This window comes from Sphingobium sp. UBA5915 (genome assembly GCF_002431195.1).
In the GTDB taxonomy this organism is placed as follows: domain Bacteria; phylum Pseudomonadota; class Alphaproteobacteria; order Sphingomonadales; family Sphingomonadaceae; genus Sphingobium; species Sphingobium soli.
The window spans coordinates 25,669-41,622 of sequence record NZ_DJDV01000019.1; the positions used below are offsets into that span (position 1 = coordinate 25,669).

Below are 15,954 nucleotides of genomic sequence, written 5' to 3' on the forward strand. Positions count from 1 at the left end.
TGCTTGCTCGGGAAAAACATTCAATACAACGATATAGTATGTCGGCCACCACAGTTCCAAAAGTAATAAGAAGGAACAACAGCAGGGCAATGGTCGGATCACCGCCTCTATTGCCCTCATTTGTCACGTAAATTGTTGTCGCGATCGTGAAGATGGCGAACAGGGGGTCGAAACGGACTGGCCTCATAAGCCCCCTTTGCCAGAAACCATCATCATTGTCATCAGCGGTGTATCTCCCCCAAACCTTGCCCTTTTGCGCCCCCGCGCCTAAGTGCCCCGCGTCATGACTCGTTCGCTCACCTTCGCCATTCCCAAGGGGCGCATCCTCGATGAGGCGCTGCCTTTGCTTGCCAGGGCCGGTATCGAGCCGGAGGCGGAGTTTCATGACAAGAAGAGCCGGGCGCTGCGCTTTGCCACCAACCGCGCGGACGTGTCGATCATTCGCGTGCGCGCTTTTGACGTTGCGACCTTCGTCGCCCATGGCGCGGCGCAAATCGGCATCGTGGGGTCCGACGTGGTGGAGGAGTTCGGCTATTCCGAACTTTATGCGCCGGTCGACCTCGATATCGGCCATTGTCGCCTGTCGGTCGCCGAGCCTGCGGGCCTGGCCGATGAAGATCCGGCGGCGATGAGCCATGTGCGCGTCGCGACCAAATATCCGCACCTCACCCGCCGCTATTTTGAGGCGCGCGGGCTTCAGGCCGAATGCGTCAAGCTGAATGGCGCGATGGAGCTGGCGCCTTCGCTCGGGCTGTCGCGGCGGATCGTCGATCTGGTTTCGTCGGGCGCGACGCTCAAGGCCAATGGCCTCGTCGAAACCGACATCATCATGCCGATTTCCGCGCGCTTGATCGTCAACCGCGCTGCCTACAAGATGCGGTCGGCCGATCTGGTGCCGCTGGTCGAAGCGTTCCGCGCCGCCGTGGGGGTGAAGGATGCCGCTTAGGCTTTCTACCACGGACTCGGATTTCCCGTCTGCCTTCACCGCTTTGGTCGATGCGCGGCGGGAAGCGGATGAGGATGTGTCGCGGGACGTGACCGCGATCCTCAAGGCGGTGCGGGCCGGGGGCGACGCGGCGCTGGCCGACTATACGCAGCGGTTCGACCGGCATGACCTGAATGTCAGCGGATGGTCCGTGACGGCGACGGAAACGCGCGCGGCGCTCGATGGAATTTCCAGCGAATTGCGCGACGCGCTGGAACTCGCCGCCGCACGCATCACGGCCTATCATGAAAAGCAGAAGCCGCAGGACAGCGACGGTGTGGACGCGGCCGGCGTGCGGCTGGGCGCCCGCTGGAGCGCGGTAGACGCGGCCGGCCTTTATGTGCCGGGCGGACGCGCCGCCTATCCCAGCTCGCTGCTGATGAACGTCATCCCGGCCAAGGTTGCGGGCGTCGCGCGCATCGCCATGGTGACGCCGACGCCGGGCGGGGAAATCAACCCGCTGGTGCTGGCCGCCGCGCAGATCGCGGGGATCGAGGAAATCTGGCGTGTCGGCGGCGCGCAAGCGGTGGCCGCGCTCGCCTATGGCACCGACCGGGTCAGGCCGGTGGATGTCATCACCGGCCCCGGCAATGCGTGGGTGGCGGAAGCCAAACGCCAGCTCTATGGCGTGGTCGGTATCGACATGGTTGCGGGACCCTCGGAGATCGTCGTCGTCGCCGATGGTCGCAACGATCCCGAATGGACCGCCGCCGATCTGCTCAGCCAGTCGGAACATGATCCGACCAGCCAGTCGATCCTCTTCACCGACGATGCCGCCTTTGCCGATGCGGTCGCCGCAGCGGTTGAGCGCCAGCTTCCCGCGCTGTCCACCAGCGCGGTCGCGCGGACCAGCTGGGACGCCAATGGCGCGATCATCATCGTGCGCGATCTGGAGGAGGCGATGCCGCTGGTGAACGCCCTGGCGCCAGAGCATCTCGAACTGGCGGTGGAAGACCCCGAACCTTTGTTCGCGCAGGTGCGCCATGCCGGGTCTGTCTTCCTGGGCCGGATGACGCCAGAAGCGGTGGGCGATTATGTCGCCGGCCCGAACCATGTGCTGCCGACCGGCCGCCGCGCGCGCTTCTCGTCGGGATTGTCGGTGCTCGACTTCATGAAGCGCACCAGTTTCCTCAGCCTCGACCGCGATGCGATCGGCGCGATCGGCCCTGCCGCCGTCGCACTGGCGCAGGCGGAGGGGCTGCCCGCCCATGCAGCGTCAGTGGCGCTGCGCTTGTCCTGACAACCACCCCCGTTCGGTTCGAGCCTGTCGAGAACCGGAGGAACAGGGTTCTCGACAGGCTCGAACCGAACGGATTATCTAAGCGTATGAACGATCGCTCCAAATCCCGCTCCGCCGCGCGCCTCGCCGCGGTCCAGGCGCTCTACCAGCTGGAGATGGAGGGCACGCCGCTCGCCAGCCTGTTGCACGAATTTCACCAGCATCGGCTGGGCGCGACCATTGAGGACGTGACCTATGCGCAGGCGGAGGAAAGCTTTTTCGACGATATCGTGACCGGTGTGGACAAGCGCCGGGCGGAGATAGACGCGCTGGTCGCCGCGCGCCTGTCGAGCGGATGGTCGATGGACCGGCTGGACAAGCCGATGCGTCAAATCCTGCGCGCGGGCACTTATGAGCTGCTGGCGCGCAATGATGTCGGCACCGGCACGGTCATCAGCGAATATGTCGATGTCGCCCACGCCTTTTACGACAAGCGCGAGGCCGGCTTCGTCAACGGCCTGCTCGATGGCGTGGCCAAGGATGTGCGCGGCTGATCCGGCGCGTCTGATCTGAGGATCGGGCTGCGCTAGGAGGAACAGCAGCGGAATATCAATTGCTCGCCCACGCGCCTTCGTCAGGAGCGGTGCCGGTGTAGCACCTGCGTTTTCCATATCCCACGGGCAGTTTCGAGACGCCGGACATGCCCGCTGGCCCAAGCTGTTCCTCGCTAGAGCGCCGGATCTCGGCTTCGCTCGAACGCAACATTTTTGGTACAATATGCGAGATAAGCGAGCGCCAGCGATGCGCGTTCGTTCATCTGAACGCGGCCGGCTCCTGAACTATCAGAACCCGGACATCCGGCGCGGGCGATCCTGCCGACAGCTCCAGCAAAAATGCCGAAGATTGGCTGGGCGCGAGAGGATTGGTCGTGGAATGATAAGCCGGTCATATCCTTGAGAGGATGGCGGCTGGCGTGGACAAATTGATGCCGCGAGAACGTGCCCGGTTGCCGCATGGCCCGCTTCCTCAATCAGTGAATCTTGAACGGGTGAGGCAGCATGCAGGACAAACTTCTCAGTAAAACGGTAGCGATGGCGCTGGGTGAATTGGAGCTCGATGGAGACTTGGTGATCACCTTTCCGAGCATTGAGCCGGTGGCGGATCGGATAGTGGAAGCCGTGCTTGCCGTTGTTCCGAACACGGCCCTGTCACATTTGGAGCTTCTGGGCGTCAGGGGTTTGGTGCTTCACGCCATCTCTGACAAACGCTTCTGCGAGTGGGAAATGCCGACCTTGACCGGTTTTACGGCGGTCGAATTTGAAGGTATCGCGGGGAAGCTCCCCCGAGATTAAGGGGGGCAGAGGAGTTTGGTTAGGTCATCTCCTCGCTAACAGGACGTGAGGCTTGACCCGACCTGAGAGGGTTGATTCAAGGCTGCTTTTGGAGGCAGGCTTGAGCAGAGGCGATCTCACTGAAGCAGAATGGCGGGTTCTGAAGGATTTGTTGCCGGTCGAGCCAGAGAACCGTGGTCCAGGCAGGCTACCCGAGCAGAACCGCTCAATCATTAACGGCATACTCTGGCGGCTTCGGTGCGGCGCTCCTTGGCGCCCAAATATGGCAGTTGGAACACCATCTATCGACGGTTCCGGCGGTGGAGCGAAGCCGGGGTATGGGAGGCCGTTGCCGTGACGTGGGCCGAAATCATGGCGGACACCGGTCACTACAGCATCGACAGCACCACAGTCCGCGCCCACGTCTCGGCAGCGGGCGGAAAAGGGGGACTCATCGACGCGCTCTTGGCCGCTCGCGGGGCGGGTTCACCAGTAAGCTTCACTGCTTGGCTGATGCCCTCGGACGACCAGTTGCCTTCCAACTAACAGGTGGCGAGGCAGCGGACTGCAAGGCGTATGATGCTTTGATCAATCTGCCCGAGCGCACGCCCGGCGCTTTGTTGGCGGACAAGGGGTATGACGCTGATGCCATCTGTGCGGATCTTGCCGAGCAGACGATTGCTGCCGTCATCCCTTGCCGGTCAAACCGCCGCGTCAAGATCGAGCATGATCGAACGCTCTACAACCAGCGCAACCGCATCGAGCGCATGTTGGGCCATCTCAAAATCAACCGCGCCATCGCCACCCGCTATAACCAGCTTGCCAACAGCTTCCTCGGCATGGTCCATCTCGCCACCGCCAGATACTGCCTCAAATTTGCCCACGTCGCCTAGCGCGTTCACCTGCTCGTCGCGTTCCGGCAGCACGATGATATCAACGTCAGGGATGTCGGCGTGCACCGCCAGGACATATTCGGCGAGATTGTCGTTCACCGCCCGGCCATTATGTTCGTCGATTTCCATCGCCTCGTGCAACGCCGAGGCGATACCCCAAATCATGCCACCCATCAGCTGGCTGCGGCGGGTCTGCTGGTTGATGATCCGGCCTGCGGCGGGTCAGGCATCGGCTGCGTCGCGATGCTGCCTCCGGCCATCAGTGCGCCGTGGTGGAGGTCCGCCATCTCGGTCGCCCCATGCGGCGGGTTGAACTCGGTATATTACTTAATAACGGTGGCGCCAGCTGCCTCGAGCGATTTCGGCAAGGCACCGCCAAAGCGCGCCTAGATCCATTTGCATGCAAGATGGATGGCAGAACCTGCCGAGGCCGTCGTCCACGCGCGCCCCGCGCAAATCGATGGCGGAAGGTCGGAGGCACCTAATTCAACCGTGACATCCGCCGCCACGATTCCGAGCGCGTCCGCGATCGTCGAAATGCAGGTTTGGTCAAGCGTCGGCTTGTAAAGTGCCCGCATGCGGGACCATCTGCCGTCCTCCGTTCAGCAAGGGAAGCGCGATCAGCGCCGCCAGCATCGCCGGCGCGGCGAAAGCCATGCGCAGAATGAGGTCGCCGCCGCCGGGCCATATTGCCCGCCCGGCCAGGTCGATCAGCCACAGGCCGCCCGCGCCGCCCAGCCCCATTGCGATTTTCAGCGTGATGCTGCTCACGCCATAATAGCTGGCGGAAAAGCGGCTGGCGCCCCTATCACCCTCATCGGCAACGTCGGCGATCATCGCGCGCAACAGCATATAGTCTACGCCCCAGCCCAGCGCCCGCAGCACAAGAAAAGCACCGAACAGGACCGGCTGCCCGGCAGGAACGAGGAACAGCAGCGGCGCGGCCAGAGCCTGCATCGCATAAGCGATCATCAATACCCGCTTGCGCCCGATCCGGACGCTCAACCGGCTCCACAAAGGCAGGGTGAGCAACGCCATGACCGGCTGGATCATGAGCAATGTCGCGCTCCACCCCTTCAGCCCCAGCCCATCCTCCGCCAGAAACAGAAAGATGGAGGCGGCCGCCGCATCGGCCGCGCCGGTCACGATATACAGCAGCAGTATCCGGCGCATATCGCCATTGGTCAGCATCGCCCGGATCAGCATCATCGGTCCGCCCGCCTGTCCCGCCCCGTCAGGTGCAGGCCGTTCGGGGAAACGCAGGATCACGACCAGTACCGTCAATGGCGCAAGGACCGCAATCGCCCAGCCCAACAGCGCCATTTCAAGCCGCAACGGGACTGCAAAACCGCGTTCCAGCAGGGCAAGGAATGCCAGCAGGCCAAGTGATCCGACCACCGCGAACCACACCTTCGCCCCCATGATCCGGGTCCGCTGATGCCGATCGTCGGACAGTTCGAGTCCCCAGCCGCCATGCGGCGTGATGATGAAGCTGTAGCCGATGTGCAGCAACAGGCTGGCCGCCACGATCATCGTCATGGAAGCGTCAGTCGGCGCCAGAAACAGCAGCAACGCACCGAAGGGCACCAAGGTGGCGCCAAAGACCATCCAAGGCCTGCGTCGGCCAAAGGGAGTGCGGACCGTATCGCTGATCCATCCCAGCAGCGGATCGGCCATGGCGTCGAGCAATCTCGCGCCCAGCAGCAATGCCCCGACAGCGCCCAGCGCAATGCCCACATCCTGATTGAGAAAGCGGGGCAGATAAGCACGCCAGGTCAGTTCGATCGCCTGGAACAGCAGCACCGGCAAAGTGAAGGCCGCCAGTTCCAGGCGTCCTATACGCACGCCCGGTGCAAAGGATGTGGACTTCGCCTGCAAGGAAAGGCCGATCGACATGGCGGGCCGTTACGCCGCGCGCGTGACAGGCTTATGACCGCCCACTGCGCGAATATTTCAGCGTATCGCTATCATCCGGACGATATCCGCCCTGATCTTCGCGCGCGCATGATCGGCGTCGCTGTCGGCATGAAGGCGCGTCACCGCCGCCAGGAAACCCGACAATATGGCCGCTTCCAAATGACCCGGTTCAGGATGGTCGGGGCGAAGCAGGCTGAGCAGTGAGCGCGATGTAGCGCCGCGCAGATAGCGGAGTTGCAGGCCGAACGGGCGTAGCGCAGCATCGCGTGCGACCGCCAGATGCAGTGCATCAACACCCCGTCCGCCTCGCGATACAGTGAGAAAATCGGCAATGCCGTCCAGCGCCGCCGCCGCATCGGCTGCCGCAGCCGATGCGCGCGCGCGCACGCGCGAGGCAGCCTCGACATAAATGCCCTCATATCCGGCCTGTAGCAGCTCAGACTTGGTTCGCAGTTTGTGAGACACGACGCCCAGCGTCAGTTCCGCCCGTTCAGCTACGGCGCGATGGGTCACCCCCGATGGCCCGGCTTCCTCGACCAGCGCGGCCGCGGCCTCCGCAATCCGCGCGGTCGTGGGGTCATGGTCCGGAGGTTCGGGGGCCTGCGCCATTGCCAGATTGCGCGCAAAATCGCGCCAGGGCGACGCGGGCATCGCCTCCCCCATCAGCCATGCGCCAATACCCTGTGCCAATTCGTCGAGCCCCGCGCGATCTACCGCCCGGCGCCACTTAAGCATATGCAGGAACGCCTCGTTCTCGAACAGATGGTCGACCATGTCTACGCCATGGCTCAGACCGAACCGATCGCAGGCCTGCTCCCAAAAATCCCTCCACAGCGTGCGCCAGCCAGCCCGCAGCTGCGCCCCAGCCGGGCTTTTTGTGCGAAGCAGCTGACCTTCGCGCCAGGCAAAGGCCACGCCGCGCTGATCATGCACCCAATCGTCGACCAGCCCTGCAAAAAAACCAGGAAAAGCCCGCGAATCGGTCGAGAGGCCGTCCATCTGTGCCAGACGATCCTGTCCCCATAGCCGTGCATCACGCTGCGCCCGTTCCTGCGCCAATACCAACAACTGTTCCAGAGATCCAAAATGATGGTATATAGAAGACGCGGGTACATCCGCGTTAGCGGACAGCTGCCGCGCGGAAACGGCATCAGCCCCGCCCGTTTCCCATATATCAATAACAGCATCTATTAGCCTGATATCAGACGATTTAGCTGTCGTTTCAATCATCGGGAACCGGCTCTGATCTGAAGGATATGGCTGCCCCTCATAGCAAGCCTATCGCAAACGGGCGACCCGCAATCTGCGCCATACATATGTTGCGTCCGAGTGAACAAGCGTCACATAAGTTACATACAACCGTTCTAGTCGGCCGGCGAACCACTTGGGGGACTGCATCATGATCTTGCCTGGCACCTTGCTTTTGCGAACGACCGCCATCTGCGGTGTTCTAGCCTTAACTCAGCCTTTTTTTGCCGCCGAACAACCACCCGCCCCTGCGCCTGCCGCGGAAGACGATATGGGCGAAATCGTCGTCACCGGCGCCATCCTGTCCGCACAGCAGGAATCAATCGGGCTGAAGCGCGACGCGGTAAACCTGACCGACATTGCCGCATCAGACTCCGTCGGCCGCTTCCCTGACCAGAACGCCGCTGCTGCCCTGTCTCGTCTGCCCGCCGTCGCCGTTCAGCGCGATCAGGGCCAGGAAAGATATATTCAAGTCCGCGGCGCACCCAATCGCTGGACCAGTGTCAGTATCGATGGCATCCCGATGGTCGGTGTCGATGAAGGCGGCGACACCCGCGCCTTCCGCTTCGATGCCATTCCCGCTGTGCTGCTGTCGCAAATGGTCATCAACAAGTCACTGACCAGCGATCTGCAGGCTGACGCGGTCGTTGCCACTATCGATCTGCGGACTTATTCCCCGATGGATCGCAAGGGGCTGCACGTTTCAGGCGATGCCGGCTACGGCATGATGGATCTGGGCGGCGGCGAACAGCGTCAGGGGTCGCTGCGCCTGTCCTGGTCCAACGACAATTTCGGCGTCGTGCTGGGCGGATCCCATTATCGCCGCAAACAGTTGACTGACAATCGCGAAGTCGGCGCCTACGACGCGAACGGTCCAACCGAATTCGACGTGCGCCAGTATAAAATCGAGCGCTGGAACAACGGCCTGTTTGGCGGTGTGGAGTATAGTCCAGCGGATGGCCAGCGCATCTATGCCAAGGCGATCTTCAGCGAATTCAACGACAATGAACAGCGCAACCAGTATGAATTCCGACTGGATCGCGCAACAGGCGGTATTCGCACGCAGGATAGCGGCACGTTGACCGGTGTACCGCTGCGCGGCAGCTTCAATTTCGGTGAATATCGCAATCGCAACTATATCGGCACCGTGGGCGGCGACTATGAAACGGATGACGGTCTGACCGCATCTTTCAAGTTCAACTATACCCGTACAGAAAATACCAGTTACCTGCCGTTGGTGCAGGCGTCTACCAGCGGGGAGAATAATCTGTCGCTCAGCTATGACAATAGCGATCCTAATTTCCCGATCGTCAGTGTCGAGGGTCCTTTCAATCAGGCCAGCCTGTCGAGCAGCGGTGCCTACATGATCGCCGCGCGGCAAAGGACTGTGTCCGACAGCTATACGGCCAAGTTCGACATCTCCAAGGAAATGGGTGATATCACGGTATCGGCTGGCAGCCTCTATGCCGATCGCACGATCGACGGTACTCTCTTCTCGACCGCCAACCTCGCATATATTGGCGCGTTGGGCGCCAGCGTGGGTCAACCGTTTGACATCAACAGCTATGTTACGAACACGGCCTGGGACACCGGCTTTCCGCTTGGTGTAACGCTCAACTATGTCGACAATGTCGCCATGCGCCGCGACATCGACAGCCTGTTGGTCCGGATGGAAGCGGCAGGCCTTTATAATCCCGCGCTCGATACCCCTGCGAGTGACCGCTACGCCCAGCGCGAAAAGACGCTGGCCGGCTATATTATGGGTAAGGTCGAAAGCGGCGCTCTGACCGCCGTGGGTGGCGTGCGCATCGAACGCTACAGCATGAACAACAAGGGCACGGTCGTCGCCGAGGGCGTCGCCACGCCGCTAACCTATGACGACACGAAGACCGACTTTTTCCCCAGCCTGAATCTGAAATATGCCGTGACCGACAATCTGGTCCTGCGTCTGGCGGGTCAGCGCAGCATTTCGCGCCCGGCCTATGGCGCAATCCGTGTCGGCGCATCTATCAACGATACCAACAGTCCCGGCACGATCAGCGGCGGCAATCCCGCCCTTCGTCCGGAATATACCTGGGGCGCGGACGCCAGCATCGAATATTATCTGCCCGGCAACGGCATGATTTCGGTTGCTGGCTTCCACCGCTGGGTCGATAATGTGCTCTATCAGAACCAGGCGCCTGTCGGCACGGACTTCTATAATTTCGGTGGTATCGACCGGTCGGGCTATTTGCTCAGTGGCACCTATAATGGCGAAAGCGGCAAGCTTTACGGCGTAGAGTTCAACCTGCTCAAGCAGTTCGACTTCCTGCCCGGCGCGCTGGACGGCTTCGGCTTTCAGGGCAATGTAACCCTGTTGGACGGCAGCTTCGATACCCCGACAGAAAAGGGCATCGCTTTCCAAGGCATGTCGAAGACGATCGCCAACGCCTCGCTCTTCTACGAGAAATACGGCATCGGCACGCGTCAGCTATCAATGGCGGTCGCACTGGCTCGACACTCTGGGCGGCATGGGCAGCGGCGAATATCGTCAGGGCTATGAGAATCTTGACGTGTCACTCCGTTACGAATTGACCGAAAATCTGACGCTCTTCGCCGACCTCGCCAACCTGACCAACGAAAAATATATCGCCTATCAGGGCACGCCTGCCACGCCGACCGAGGTCGAGCAGATCGGGTCGCGCTATCTGTTCGGCGTCCGCTTCGGCTTCTGACGGGAGATCCCACCATGCGCACAACCCTCATCATCAGCCTCGCCCTTATCGCGCTGTCTTCGGCCAGCCCGGCAATGGCAAAGGAAGTGGCCAGCCTGACCCGCATCGACGCGCAGAGCGTCACGTTGAACCGGGGCGACATCATCCCGGTCGGCATCTGGATCAGCAAGGATGACCAGATCGACGCGGACGACAAGAAGGTCGATGGCGCGCTCATGAAGGCAGCGGCGAAGGGCGACGCCGTCACGCTGCCCATTACCGCCGCCGAACGCCGCTATGTCCTGCTGAAAGACAAGGCTGGCAACGTCGCGGTCGCGGGCGAACGCGTCCTGCCGATCGAACAGGGCAGCAATTTCCGCGACATTGGCGGCTATGTGACGAAAGACGGCCGCAGCGTACGCTGGGGCAAAGTCTATCGCTCCGGCGCGATGCCACTGTTCACGGAGGCCGACTATGCCTTGGTTGGGCAACTCGGCATAGGATCGGTGGTCGATCTGCGATCGTTGGAAGAACGCGAAGTCGCGCCCGACCAGATCGACGATCGCACCGGCGCCCTGTTCATCGCCAACGACTATTCGCTCAAGCCCCTGATGGCAGCCTATGGCAAGGGTAATGGCGAAAACACCTACAAGGGCATGGAGCGGATGCTCGTTCCACAACTTCGGTCGCTCTATCGCCGGATCGAGGCGAATGAAGGCGCGGTATTGTATCATTGCTCGGCGGGGCAGGATCGCACAGGCATGGCGACAGCCATCCTCTACGATATGCTGGGCGTCGATCGCGAGACGATCCTCAAGGATTATCATATGTCGACCGCACTGCGGCGGCCGCAATATGAAATGCCCAAGGTCAATCCAGCAGATTATCCCAACAATCCGATCCTGAAATATTATTTCAGCGCGGACGAAAAAAAGCGCGCTGTTGCCGAACCGCTTTACACCCCCACCGGCGCATCGCATCTGGCCCAGTTTTTCACGCATATCGACAGTGAATATGGCGGGTCGGAAGGCTATATGAAAAAGGCGCTGGGCCTGACCGACGCTGACATCGCGAAGTTGCGGGCGATCATGCTCGACTAACGTGACAAGATAGCCTTTCCAAGAAGGATCGCCGGTCGGCCGTGACGCAGATATAGTCACGGCCGATTGTCTTTATTCGCCATGAATGAGGATGAACCTTCGGCTTCATTTGCACATGGAGCGAGATGCTCGACCAACGCATCAAGGCCCTGTTGTAGCTGCACAATCAGTTCGAGAGTCGCATTGGTTGCGGCTGCTTCGCCTTTAGACTGCCGGCGATGAATGGTCCGATTGCATGGAGGGATGCAAGAAGGCAGCTTCTACGCCCCTTTCAGGATCGCGTGGTCCAGCGCCAGATCCGCCACGAGTTTTCTCGGCTGCGCATTCTCTAGCTCCAAATCCTTCGTCCGACGCATCTGATCGACCTTCAGGCCAATAGGTTCCTTATGCCACCTATGGCGTCTTTTCTGCGATCCTGATCTGCCGACACGGATCGAGCACGCGAACGCAGCAGGTTCCCAAAGCGGGTTGCTCATTCACAAGGGAGCCGAGTGATCATGTGATGCGCCTTTTAAACGATTCCGGATCTGCCTGCGCCCACCAGCGCGCGAGGCGGGCATCGCGCGCCCCATCGAGCAGTTCGCCAGGCTCGACGAAGGAATAAAGCTCGTCCATTGAGCGCATCTCCACTGCGCTGATCCGCTGACGCAGGCTATCGGGCGTAAACTCGTCCGGCGAGTTGAGGCCGCAGGCGACTACCATGTCGTGCAGGGCTGACAAGGTGGACCGCTGGAACCGGGCCACGCGCTCGGCCTTTTCCGGGATGACCAGAGCTCTCTGGCGTGCGGGAGACTGGGTTGCAATGCCGGTCGGGCAGGTGTCGGTATGGCAGCGCATCGACTGGACGCAACCGAGCGAGAACATGAAGGCGCGCGCCGCATTGCACCAGTCCGCGCCAAGGGCCGCATTCATGGCGATACCCGCGCCCGAACTGACCTTGCCCGATGCGGCCAGCCTGATCTTGCCCTTGAGATGACTGCCAACCAGCGCATTGCGCGCCAGCATTAGCCCCTCGCGCAAGGGCATGCCGACGCGATCCGACAATTCCGTAGGCGCCGCCCCCGTGCCGCCTTCTGCGCCGTCGATCACGATATAGTCGATAAGGATGCCAGTTTCGATCATAGCCTTGACGACCGCGAACAGTTCATGGGGGTAGCCCACGCATAATTTGATACCAACCGGCTTTCCGCCAGACAGCTCGCGCATCCTGCCGGCAAATTCGACCAGCTGAATGGGGGTCGAAAAGGCGCTATGGCCGGGCGGAGACAGGCAATCCTCGCCCGTGGGCACGTCGCGGGTGGCAGCGATTTCCGGGGTGACCTTCGCCCCCGGGAGTAAGCCGCCATGACCGGGCTTAGCCCCCTGGCTCAGCTTGATTTCCGTCATCTTGACCGCGTCATGGGCGGCGCGTTCGGCGAAATGGCGAGGATCAAACCGGCCCTGTCGGTCGCGACAGCCGAAATAGCCCGACCCTATTTCCCAAACGATGTCGCCGCCATGTTTGAGATGATAGGGCGACAGCCCGCCTTCGCCAGTGTCATGATAAAACTTACCGATCTTTGCCCCCAGATTGAGCGCCTCGATCGCGTGGGCGCCAAGTGCGCCAAAGCTCATCGCCGAGATGTTGAGGCGTGCGGCCTGATAGGGGCGGCTGCACTGATCGGTGCCGACATGGACGCGGGTTTCCTTCGGCGCATCGGCTGACGGCGCAATCGAATGGGCGAGCCATTCATATTCGTCGGAATAGACGTCGAGCTCCGTGCCGAATGGATGGGCGTCTCCGTCCCCCTTGGCCCGGGCATAGACCAGCGCCCGTTCGTCATGGCTGTAGGGGCGACCGTCCAGGTCGCTTTCGACGATATAGGCCCGGGCAAAAGGACGCAGCCATTCAAAGAACCAGCGAAAGCGGGCGGACGCGGGATAGTTTCGGCGCAGGCTGTGATGGGGCTGGGTCAAATCAATCAGCGCCAAGACAAGCATCGGCGCGAAGAGAAGCAGCAACCAGAGCGCGCGGGAATGACGCCATCCGACCGCCAGCGCGCCCAGCGTGCCCAGCAGCCCGATCACCAGCAACAGGTTGCGGGACAGGGCATGGTCGCGGGTCAGCGCTACGACCAGACTGGGTTTGCCGCTCACGACAGAAGGTTCCGGACCATTCCGACCACGTCGCGGCCCCGTCCGTTCAGCACCGCCTTGGCCGAATAGAGCGCCATGCCCGCCACTTGGCCCGCCTCCACCTTGGGCGGCATGACCAGTTCGAAACGATCCGTCACGACATCGAGAAGCGCGGGGCCGGGCGCGGCGAGCCAGGCCTTGACGGCGTCTTCCAGATGTTCGGCCTGCTCGACGCGCCGCCCCCAGAACCCCATAGCCTCGGCCACGCGGGCGAAATCGGGATTGACGAGGTCGGTATAGGCTTCCAGCAACCCTTCGACCTTCTGTTCGATTTCGACGAAATCGAGCGCGCTGTTGTTGAATATCGCGACCTTGATCGGCAACTGTTCCTGAACCGCCGTCAGCAGATCGCCCAGCATCATAGCGATGCCGCCGTCGCCCGACAGGGATATCACCGTCCTGTCGGGAAAGGCGGCCTTGGCACCCAGCGCCTGGGGCATGGCATTGGCCATGGTGCCATGGCTGAGGCTGATGACGGTGCGGTTCTTCCCCGTGGCGGCAACGTGGCGCAGGCACCATACCATCGGTGATCCTCCGTCCGCGGTGTAGATGCTGTCATCCGGGGCGTGCCTGGAAATCAGTTCGGTCAGATATTGGGGATGGATCGCGCCGCCCTTGCCGATGGTCGCATGTTTGGCCTCGACCTCCAGCGTGCGGACCCGGTGGGCCAGACATTCGTCCAGGAACGCGCGGTCGCTGCGTGGCGCGATCCGTGGCATCAGGGCGTCCAAGGTGGCCGCGACGTCGCCGACGACACCGATATCGACGGGATGACGCCGACCCAGATGGGTGCCGTCTATATCAACTTGGATGATGGTCGCCTTGTCCGGATAATATTGCCGCCAGGCAAAATCGCAACCCAGCAGCAGCAGCGTGTCGCACGTCATCAGCGCGTGATAGCCGGATTCGCCGCCGAATATGCCCGTCATCCCGACATTGAAGTCATTGTCATATTCGAGGAAATCCTTGGCGCGCGATGTATGGGCGACCGGGGCCTGGAGGGTGGAGGCAAGGGCGACAAGCTGGTCATGCGCGCCTTCGCAGCCCGATCCGCCATAGATGGCGATCTTCTTCCCCTCGTTCAATCGGGCGGCGATACGGTCCAGATCGATATCGGTCGGGCGGATGACGGGCTCGGCCAGGTGGACCGCGAAGGGCGGTTCGTCGGGGGCCTTGGCGCTGGCTATGTCGGCCGGCACGATGAGTACGGCGACGCCCTTCTTCGCCAATGCGGCCTGCGCGGCCATGGCGGTCTTGCGTCGGGCTTGGGCGGGTGTTCTGATCTCCTCGCAGAAGACGCTACATGCCCGGTAGATTTGCTGGAAATCAACCTCCTGCGGAAAATCGAAGCCGAGTTCGTCGCGGACGATCTGGCTGGCGATGAGGACGACGGGCGCGCGGTTGCGATGGGATTCGAACAGACCGTTGATGAAGTGAAGGCTGCCCGGTCCGCACGATCCGGCACACAGGGCGAGTTCGCCAGTCAACAGCGCGTCGGCGCCCGCAGCAAAGCCGCCCGCTTCCTCATGGCGCATATGCACCCAGCGGATATCGCTGTCGCGAATCGCATCGGTCACATGATTGAGGGTGTCGCCAGGAATGCCATAGCAACGCCGAGCACCTGCGGCCGCCAGCGTTTGCACGATTACCTGCGCTATTGTGCTCATCATCTGATCCCCGATTGCATCTCAAGATGCTGGGGAAAGCAGCGAATGGCGCGTATGTTCCGTTGCAAATACCTTATGTTCGACGCTTGGACGACGCTCAGCAGCGGATTTCGTATCCCGGCCGCGGGCCGTCCGGTTTTCGGCAGCGATCAACCAACATATCGGCGTTTCCCCGTCACGGCGCGAACGTCTGTCGATCGCCGCGGGGTAACCCGCTCGACAGCTTGGAACGGCCCGAGCTAAGATAGTTACGGCGGCAGTCCGCTGCGGTGCAGCAGCAATAGAGCAGAACCTGCCATTATTACTTGGTCGCCTGTTCGGAGCGCCCTGCTTTTCCACATCGAACGGGCGGTTTCGAGAGGCCGGACGCGGCAGCAAACGGAGTCTTTTCATAGCTAGAGCGCTGGATCGCGGCGTCATCGGACTCGACATTTTTTGATAGAGTTTGCAAGATGGCAAACGCTGGTTATGCGAGCGCGCGTGGTCATCTAAAAGCGACTGGCTCCCATCCATCAGGTGTCGGACAGTCGGGGCGGGCAATCCATCCGACAGCTTCACCAAAGAAACCGAAGGTCAGCCATGCGCGAGAGGGTTGGTCGTGGAATGATAGCTTTGCCTTATTCCGACGGGACGGCGGCCATTGCTCGTGGAAGTTATGAACAAAGGATTGGACTTGTAACGGTTTTGCGCCGGTCACTTATCTCATTATGCCACCTTGGCTTCGAA

At 61.5% G+C, this 15,954-nt stretch carries 12 protein-coding genes and 2 pseudogenes; 9 read left to right on the forward strand and 5 right to left on the reverse strand.

The window, feature by feature from the left end; genetic code table 11:
• Nucleotides 1-283: 283 nt before the first annotated feature.
• The 6 genes and pseudogenes from hisG to B2V90_RS02815 all read left to right on the forward strand — a co-directional run bounded on the left by hisG (nucleotide 284) and on the right by B2V90_RS02815 (nucleotide 4,428).
• Nucleotides 284-946, forward strand: a complete 663-nt coding sequence (gene hisG, locus B2V90_RS02795) for an ATP phosphoribosyltransferase (RefSeq protein ID WP_228222726.1) — start codon at nucleotides 284-286, stop codon at nucleotides 944-946.
• Nucleotides 936-2,225: a histidinol dehydrogenase gene (gene hisD, locus B2V90_RS02800; RefSeq protein WP_037541960.1), complete on the forward strand. Its 1,290-nt coding sequence runs from the start codon at nucleotides 936-938 to the stop codon at nucleotides 2,223-2,225. Before hisG ends, hisD begins: the two co-directional genes overlap by 11 nt.
• A gap of 86 nt (nucleotides 2,226-2,311) precedes the next feature.
• Nucleotides 2,312-2,758 carry a transcription antitermination factor NusB gene (nusB, locus tag B2V90_RS02805; RefSeq protein ID WP_228222727.1) on the forward strand — a complete coding sequence of 149 codons (447 nt, stop codon included), beginning with the start codon at nucleotides 2,312-2,314 and terminating at the stop codon, nucleotides 2,756-2,758.
• A gap of 504 nt (nucleotides 2,759-3,262) precedes the next feature.
• Nucleotides 3,263-3,556 (forward strand): hypothetical protein, encoded by a 294-nt coding sequence (locus B2V90_RS02810; RefSeq protein ID WP_228222728.1) that lies wholly within the window; start codon nucleotides 3,263-3,265, stop codon nucleotides 3,554-3,556.
• A gap of 151 nt (nucleotides 3,557-3,707) precedes the next feature.
• Nucleotides 3,708-3,826, forward strand: a pseudogene (locus tag B2V90_RS23095) (hypothetical protein); the annotation flags it as partial.
• 47 nt (nucleotides 3,827-3,873) lie between these two features.
• Nucleotides 3,874-4,428: an IS5 family transposase gene (locus tag B2V90_RS02815; RefSeq protein ID WP_414711571.1), complete on the forward strand. Its 555-nt coding sequence runs from the start codon at nucleotides 3,874-3,876 to the stop codon at nucleotides 4,426-4,428.
• Nucleotides 4,429-4,488: 60 nt separating this feature from the next.
• Here B2V90_RS02815 and B2V90_RS02820 read toward each other — a convergent pair.
• The 3 genes and pseudogenes from B2V90_RS02820 to B2V90_RS02830 all read right to left on the reverse strand — a co-directional run.
• Nucleotides 4,489-4,635: pseudogene (locus tag B2V90_RS02820) on the reverse strand (molybdopterin cofactor-binding domain-containing protein); the annotation flags it as partial.
• A 342-nt stretch (nucleotides 4,636-4,977) separates the two neighbouring features.
• Nucleotides 4,978-6,324, reverse strand: coding sequence for an MFS transporter (locus B2V90_RS02825; RefSeq protein ID WP_266103191.1), 1,347 nt, complete (start codon nucleotides 6,322-6,324; stop codon nucleotides 4,978-4,980).
• 57 nt (nucleotides 6,325-6,381) lie between these two features.
• A complete protein-coding gene (locus B2V90_RS02830; protein WP_228222730.1) occupies nucleotides 6,382-7,575 on the reverse strand; it encodes a TetR/AcrR family transcriptional regulator in 1,194 nt (397 codons plus the stop codon).
• 289 nt (nucleotides 7,576-7,864) lie between these two features.
• On the opposite strand from B2V90_RS02830, the gene B2V90_RS02835 reads away from it, so the two are divergent.
• Genes B2V90_RS02835 through B2V90_RS02845 form a run of 3 tightly spaced genes read left to right on the forward strand, consistent with a single transcriptional unit; the run spans nucleotide 7,865 to nucleotide 11,386 of the window.
• On the forward strand, nucleotides 7,865-10,135 hold the full coding sequence (locus B2V90_RS02835; RefSeq protein WP_293919609.1) for a TonB-dependent receptor: 2,271 nt from the start codon (nucleotides 7,865-7,867) through the stop codon (nucleotides 10,133-10,135).
• A gap of 10 nt (nucleotides 10,136-10,145) precedes the next feature.
• The gene (locus B2V90_RS02840) at nucleotides 10,146-10,307 is read left to right on the forward strand and encodes a hypothetical protein (protein ID WP_349681202.1); all 162 of its coding nucleotides are present in this window, start codon (nucleotides 10,146-10,148) and stop codon (nucleotides 10,305-10,307) included.
• A 14-nt stretch (nucleotides 10,308-10,321) separates the two neighbouring features.
• A complete protein-coding gene (locus tag B2V90_RS02845) occupies nucleotides 10,322-11,386 on the forward strand; it encodes a tyrosine-protein phosphatase (RefSeq protein ID WP_228222732.1) in 1,065 nt (354 codons plus the stop codon).
• Nucleotides 11,387-11,881: 495 nt separating this feature from the next.
• Here B2V90_RS02845 and B2V90_RS02850 read toward each other — a convergent pair whose 3' ends face one another.
• Together B2V90_RS02850 and B2V90_RS02855 are read right to left on the reverse strand one after the other, a co-directional pair.
• Nucleotides 11,882-13,522 (reverse strand): FMN-binding glutamate synthase family protein, encoded by a 1,641-nt coding sequence (locus B2V90_RS02850; RefSeq protein WP_228222733.1) that lies wholly within the window; start codon nucleotides 13,520-13,522, stop codon nucleotides 11,882-11,884.
• Complete coding sequence (locus tag B2V90_RS02855) at nucleotides 13,519-15,228, reverse strand: thiamine pyrophosphate-dependent enzyme (protein ID WP_228222737.1); 1,710 nt, start codon at nucleotides 15,226-15,228, stop codon at nucleotides 13,519-13,521. The genes B2V90_RS02850 and B2V90_RS02855 overlap by 4 nt, the downstream gene beginning before the upstream one ends.
• Between the last annotated feature and the right edge of the window lie 726 nt (nucleotides 15,229-15,954).

Coding starts and splice junctions, on each gene's coding strand:
- hisG (WP_228222726.1), top strand. CDS start 284: ATGACTCGTTCGCTCACCTTCGCCATTCCCAAGGGGCGCATCCTCGAT.
- hisD (WP_037541960.1), top strand. CDS start 936: ATGCCGCTTAGGCTTTCTACCACGGACTCGGATTTCCCGTCTGCCTTC.
- nusB (WP_228222727.1), top strand. CDS start 2,312: ATGAACGATCGCTCCAAATCCCGCTCCGCCGCGCGCCTCGCCGCGGTC.
- B2V90_RS02810 (WP_228222728.1), top strand. CDS start 3,263: ATGCAGGACAAACTTCTCAGTAAAACGGTAGCGATGGCGCTGGGTGAA.
- B2V90_RS02815 (WP_414711571.1), top strand. CDS start 3,874: ATGGGAGGCCGTTGCCGTGACGTGGGCCGAAATCATGGCGGACACCGG.
- B2V90_RS02825 (WP_266103191.1), bottom strand. CDS start 6,324: ATGTCGATCGGCCTTTCCTTGCAGGCGAAGTCCACATCCTTTGCACCG.
- B2V90_RS02830 (WP_228222730.1), bottom strand. CDS start 7,575: ATGATTGAAACGACAGCTAAATCGTCTGATATCAGGCTAATAGATGCT.
- B2V90_RS02835 (WP_293919609.1), top strand. CDS start 7,865: ATGGGCGAAATCGTCGTCACCGGCGCCATCCTGTCCGCACAGCAGGAA.
- B2V90_RS02845 (WP_228222732.1), top strand. CDS start 10,322: ATGCGCACAACCCTCATCATCAGCCTCGCCCTTATCGCGCTGTCTTCG.
- B2V90_RS02855 (WP_228222737.1), bottom strand. CDS start 15,228: ATGAGCACAATAGCGCAGGTAATCGTGCAAACGCTGGCGGCCGCAGGT.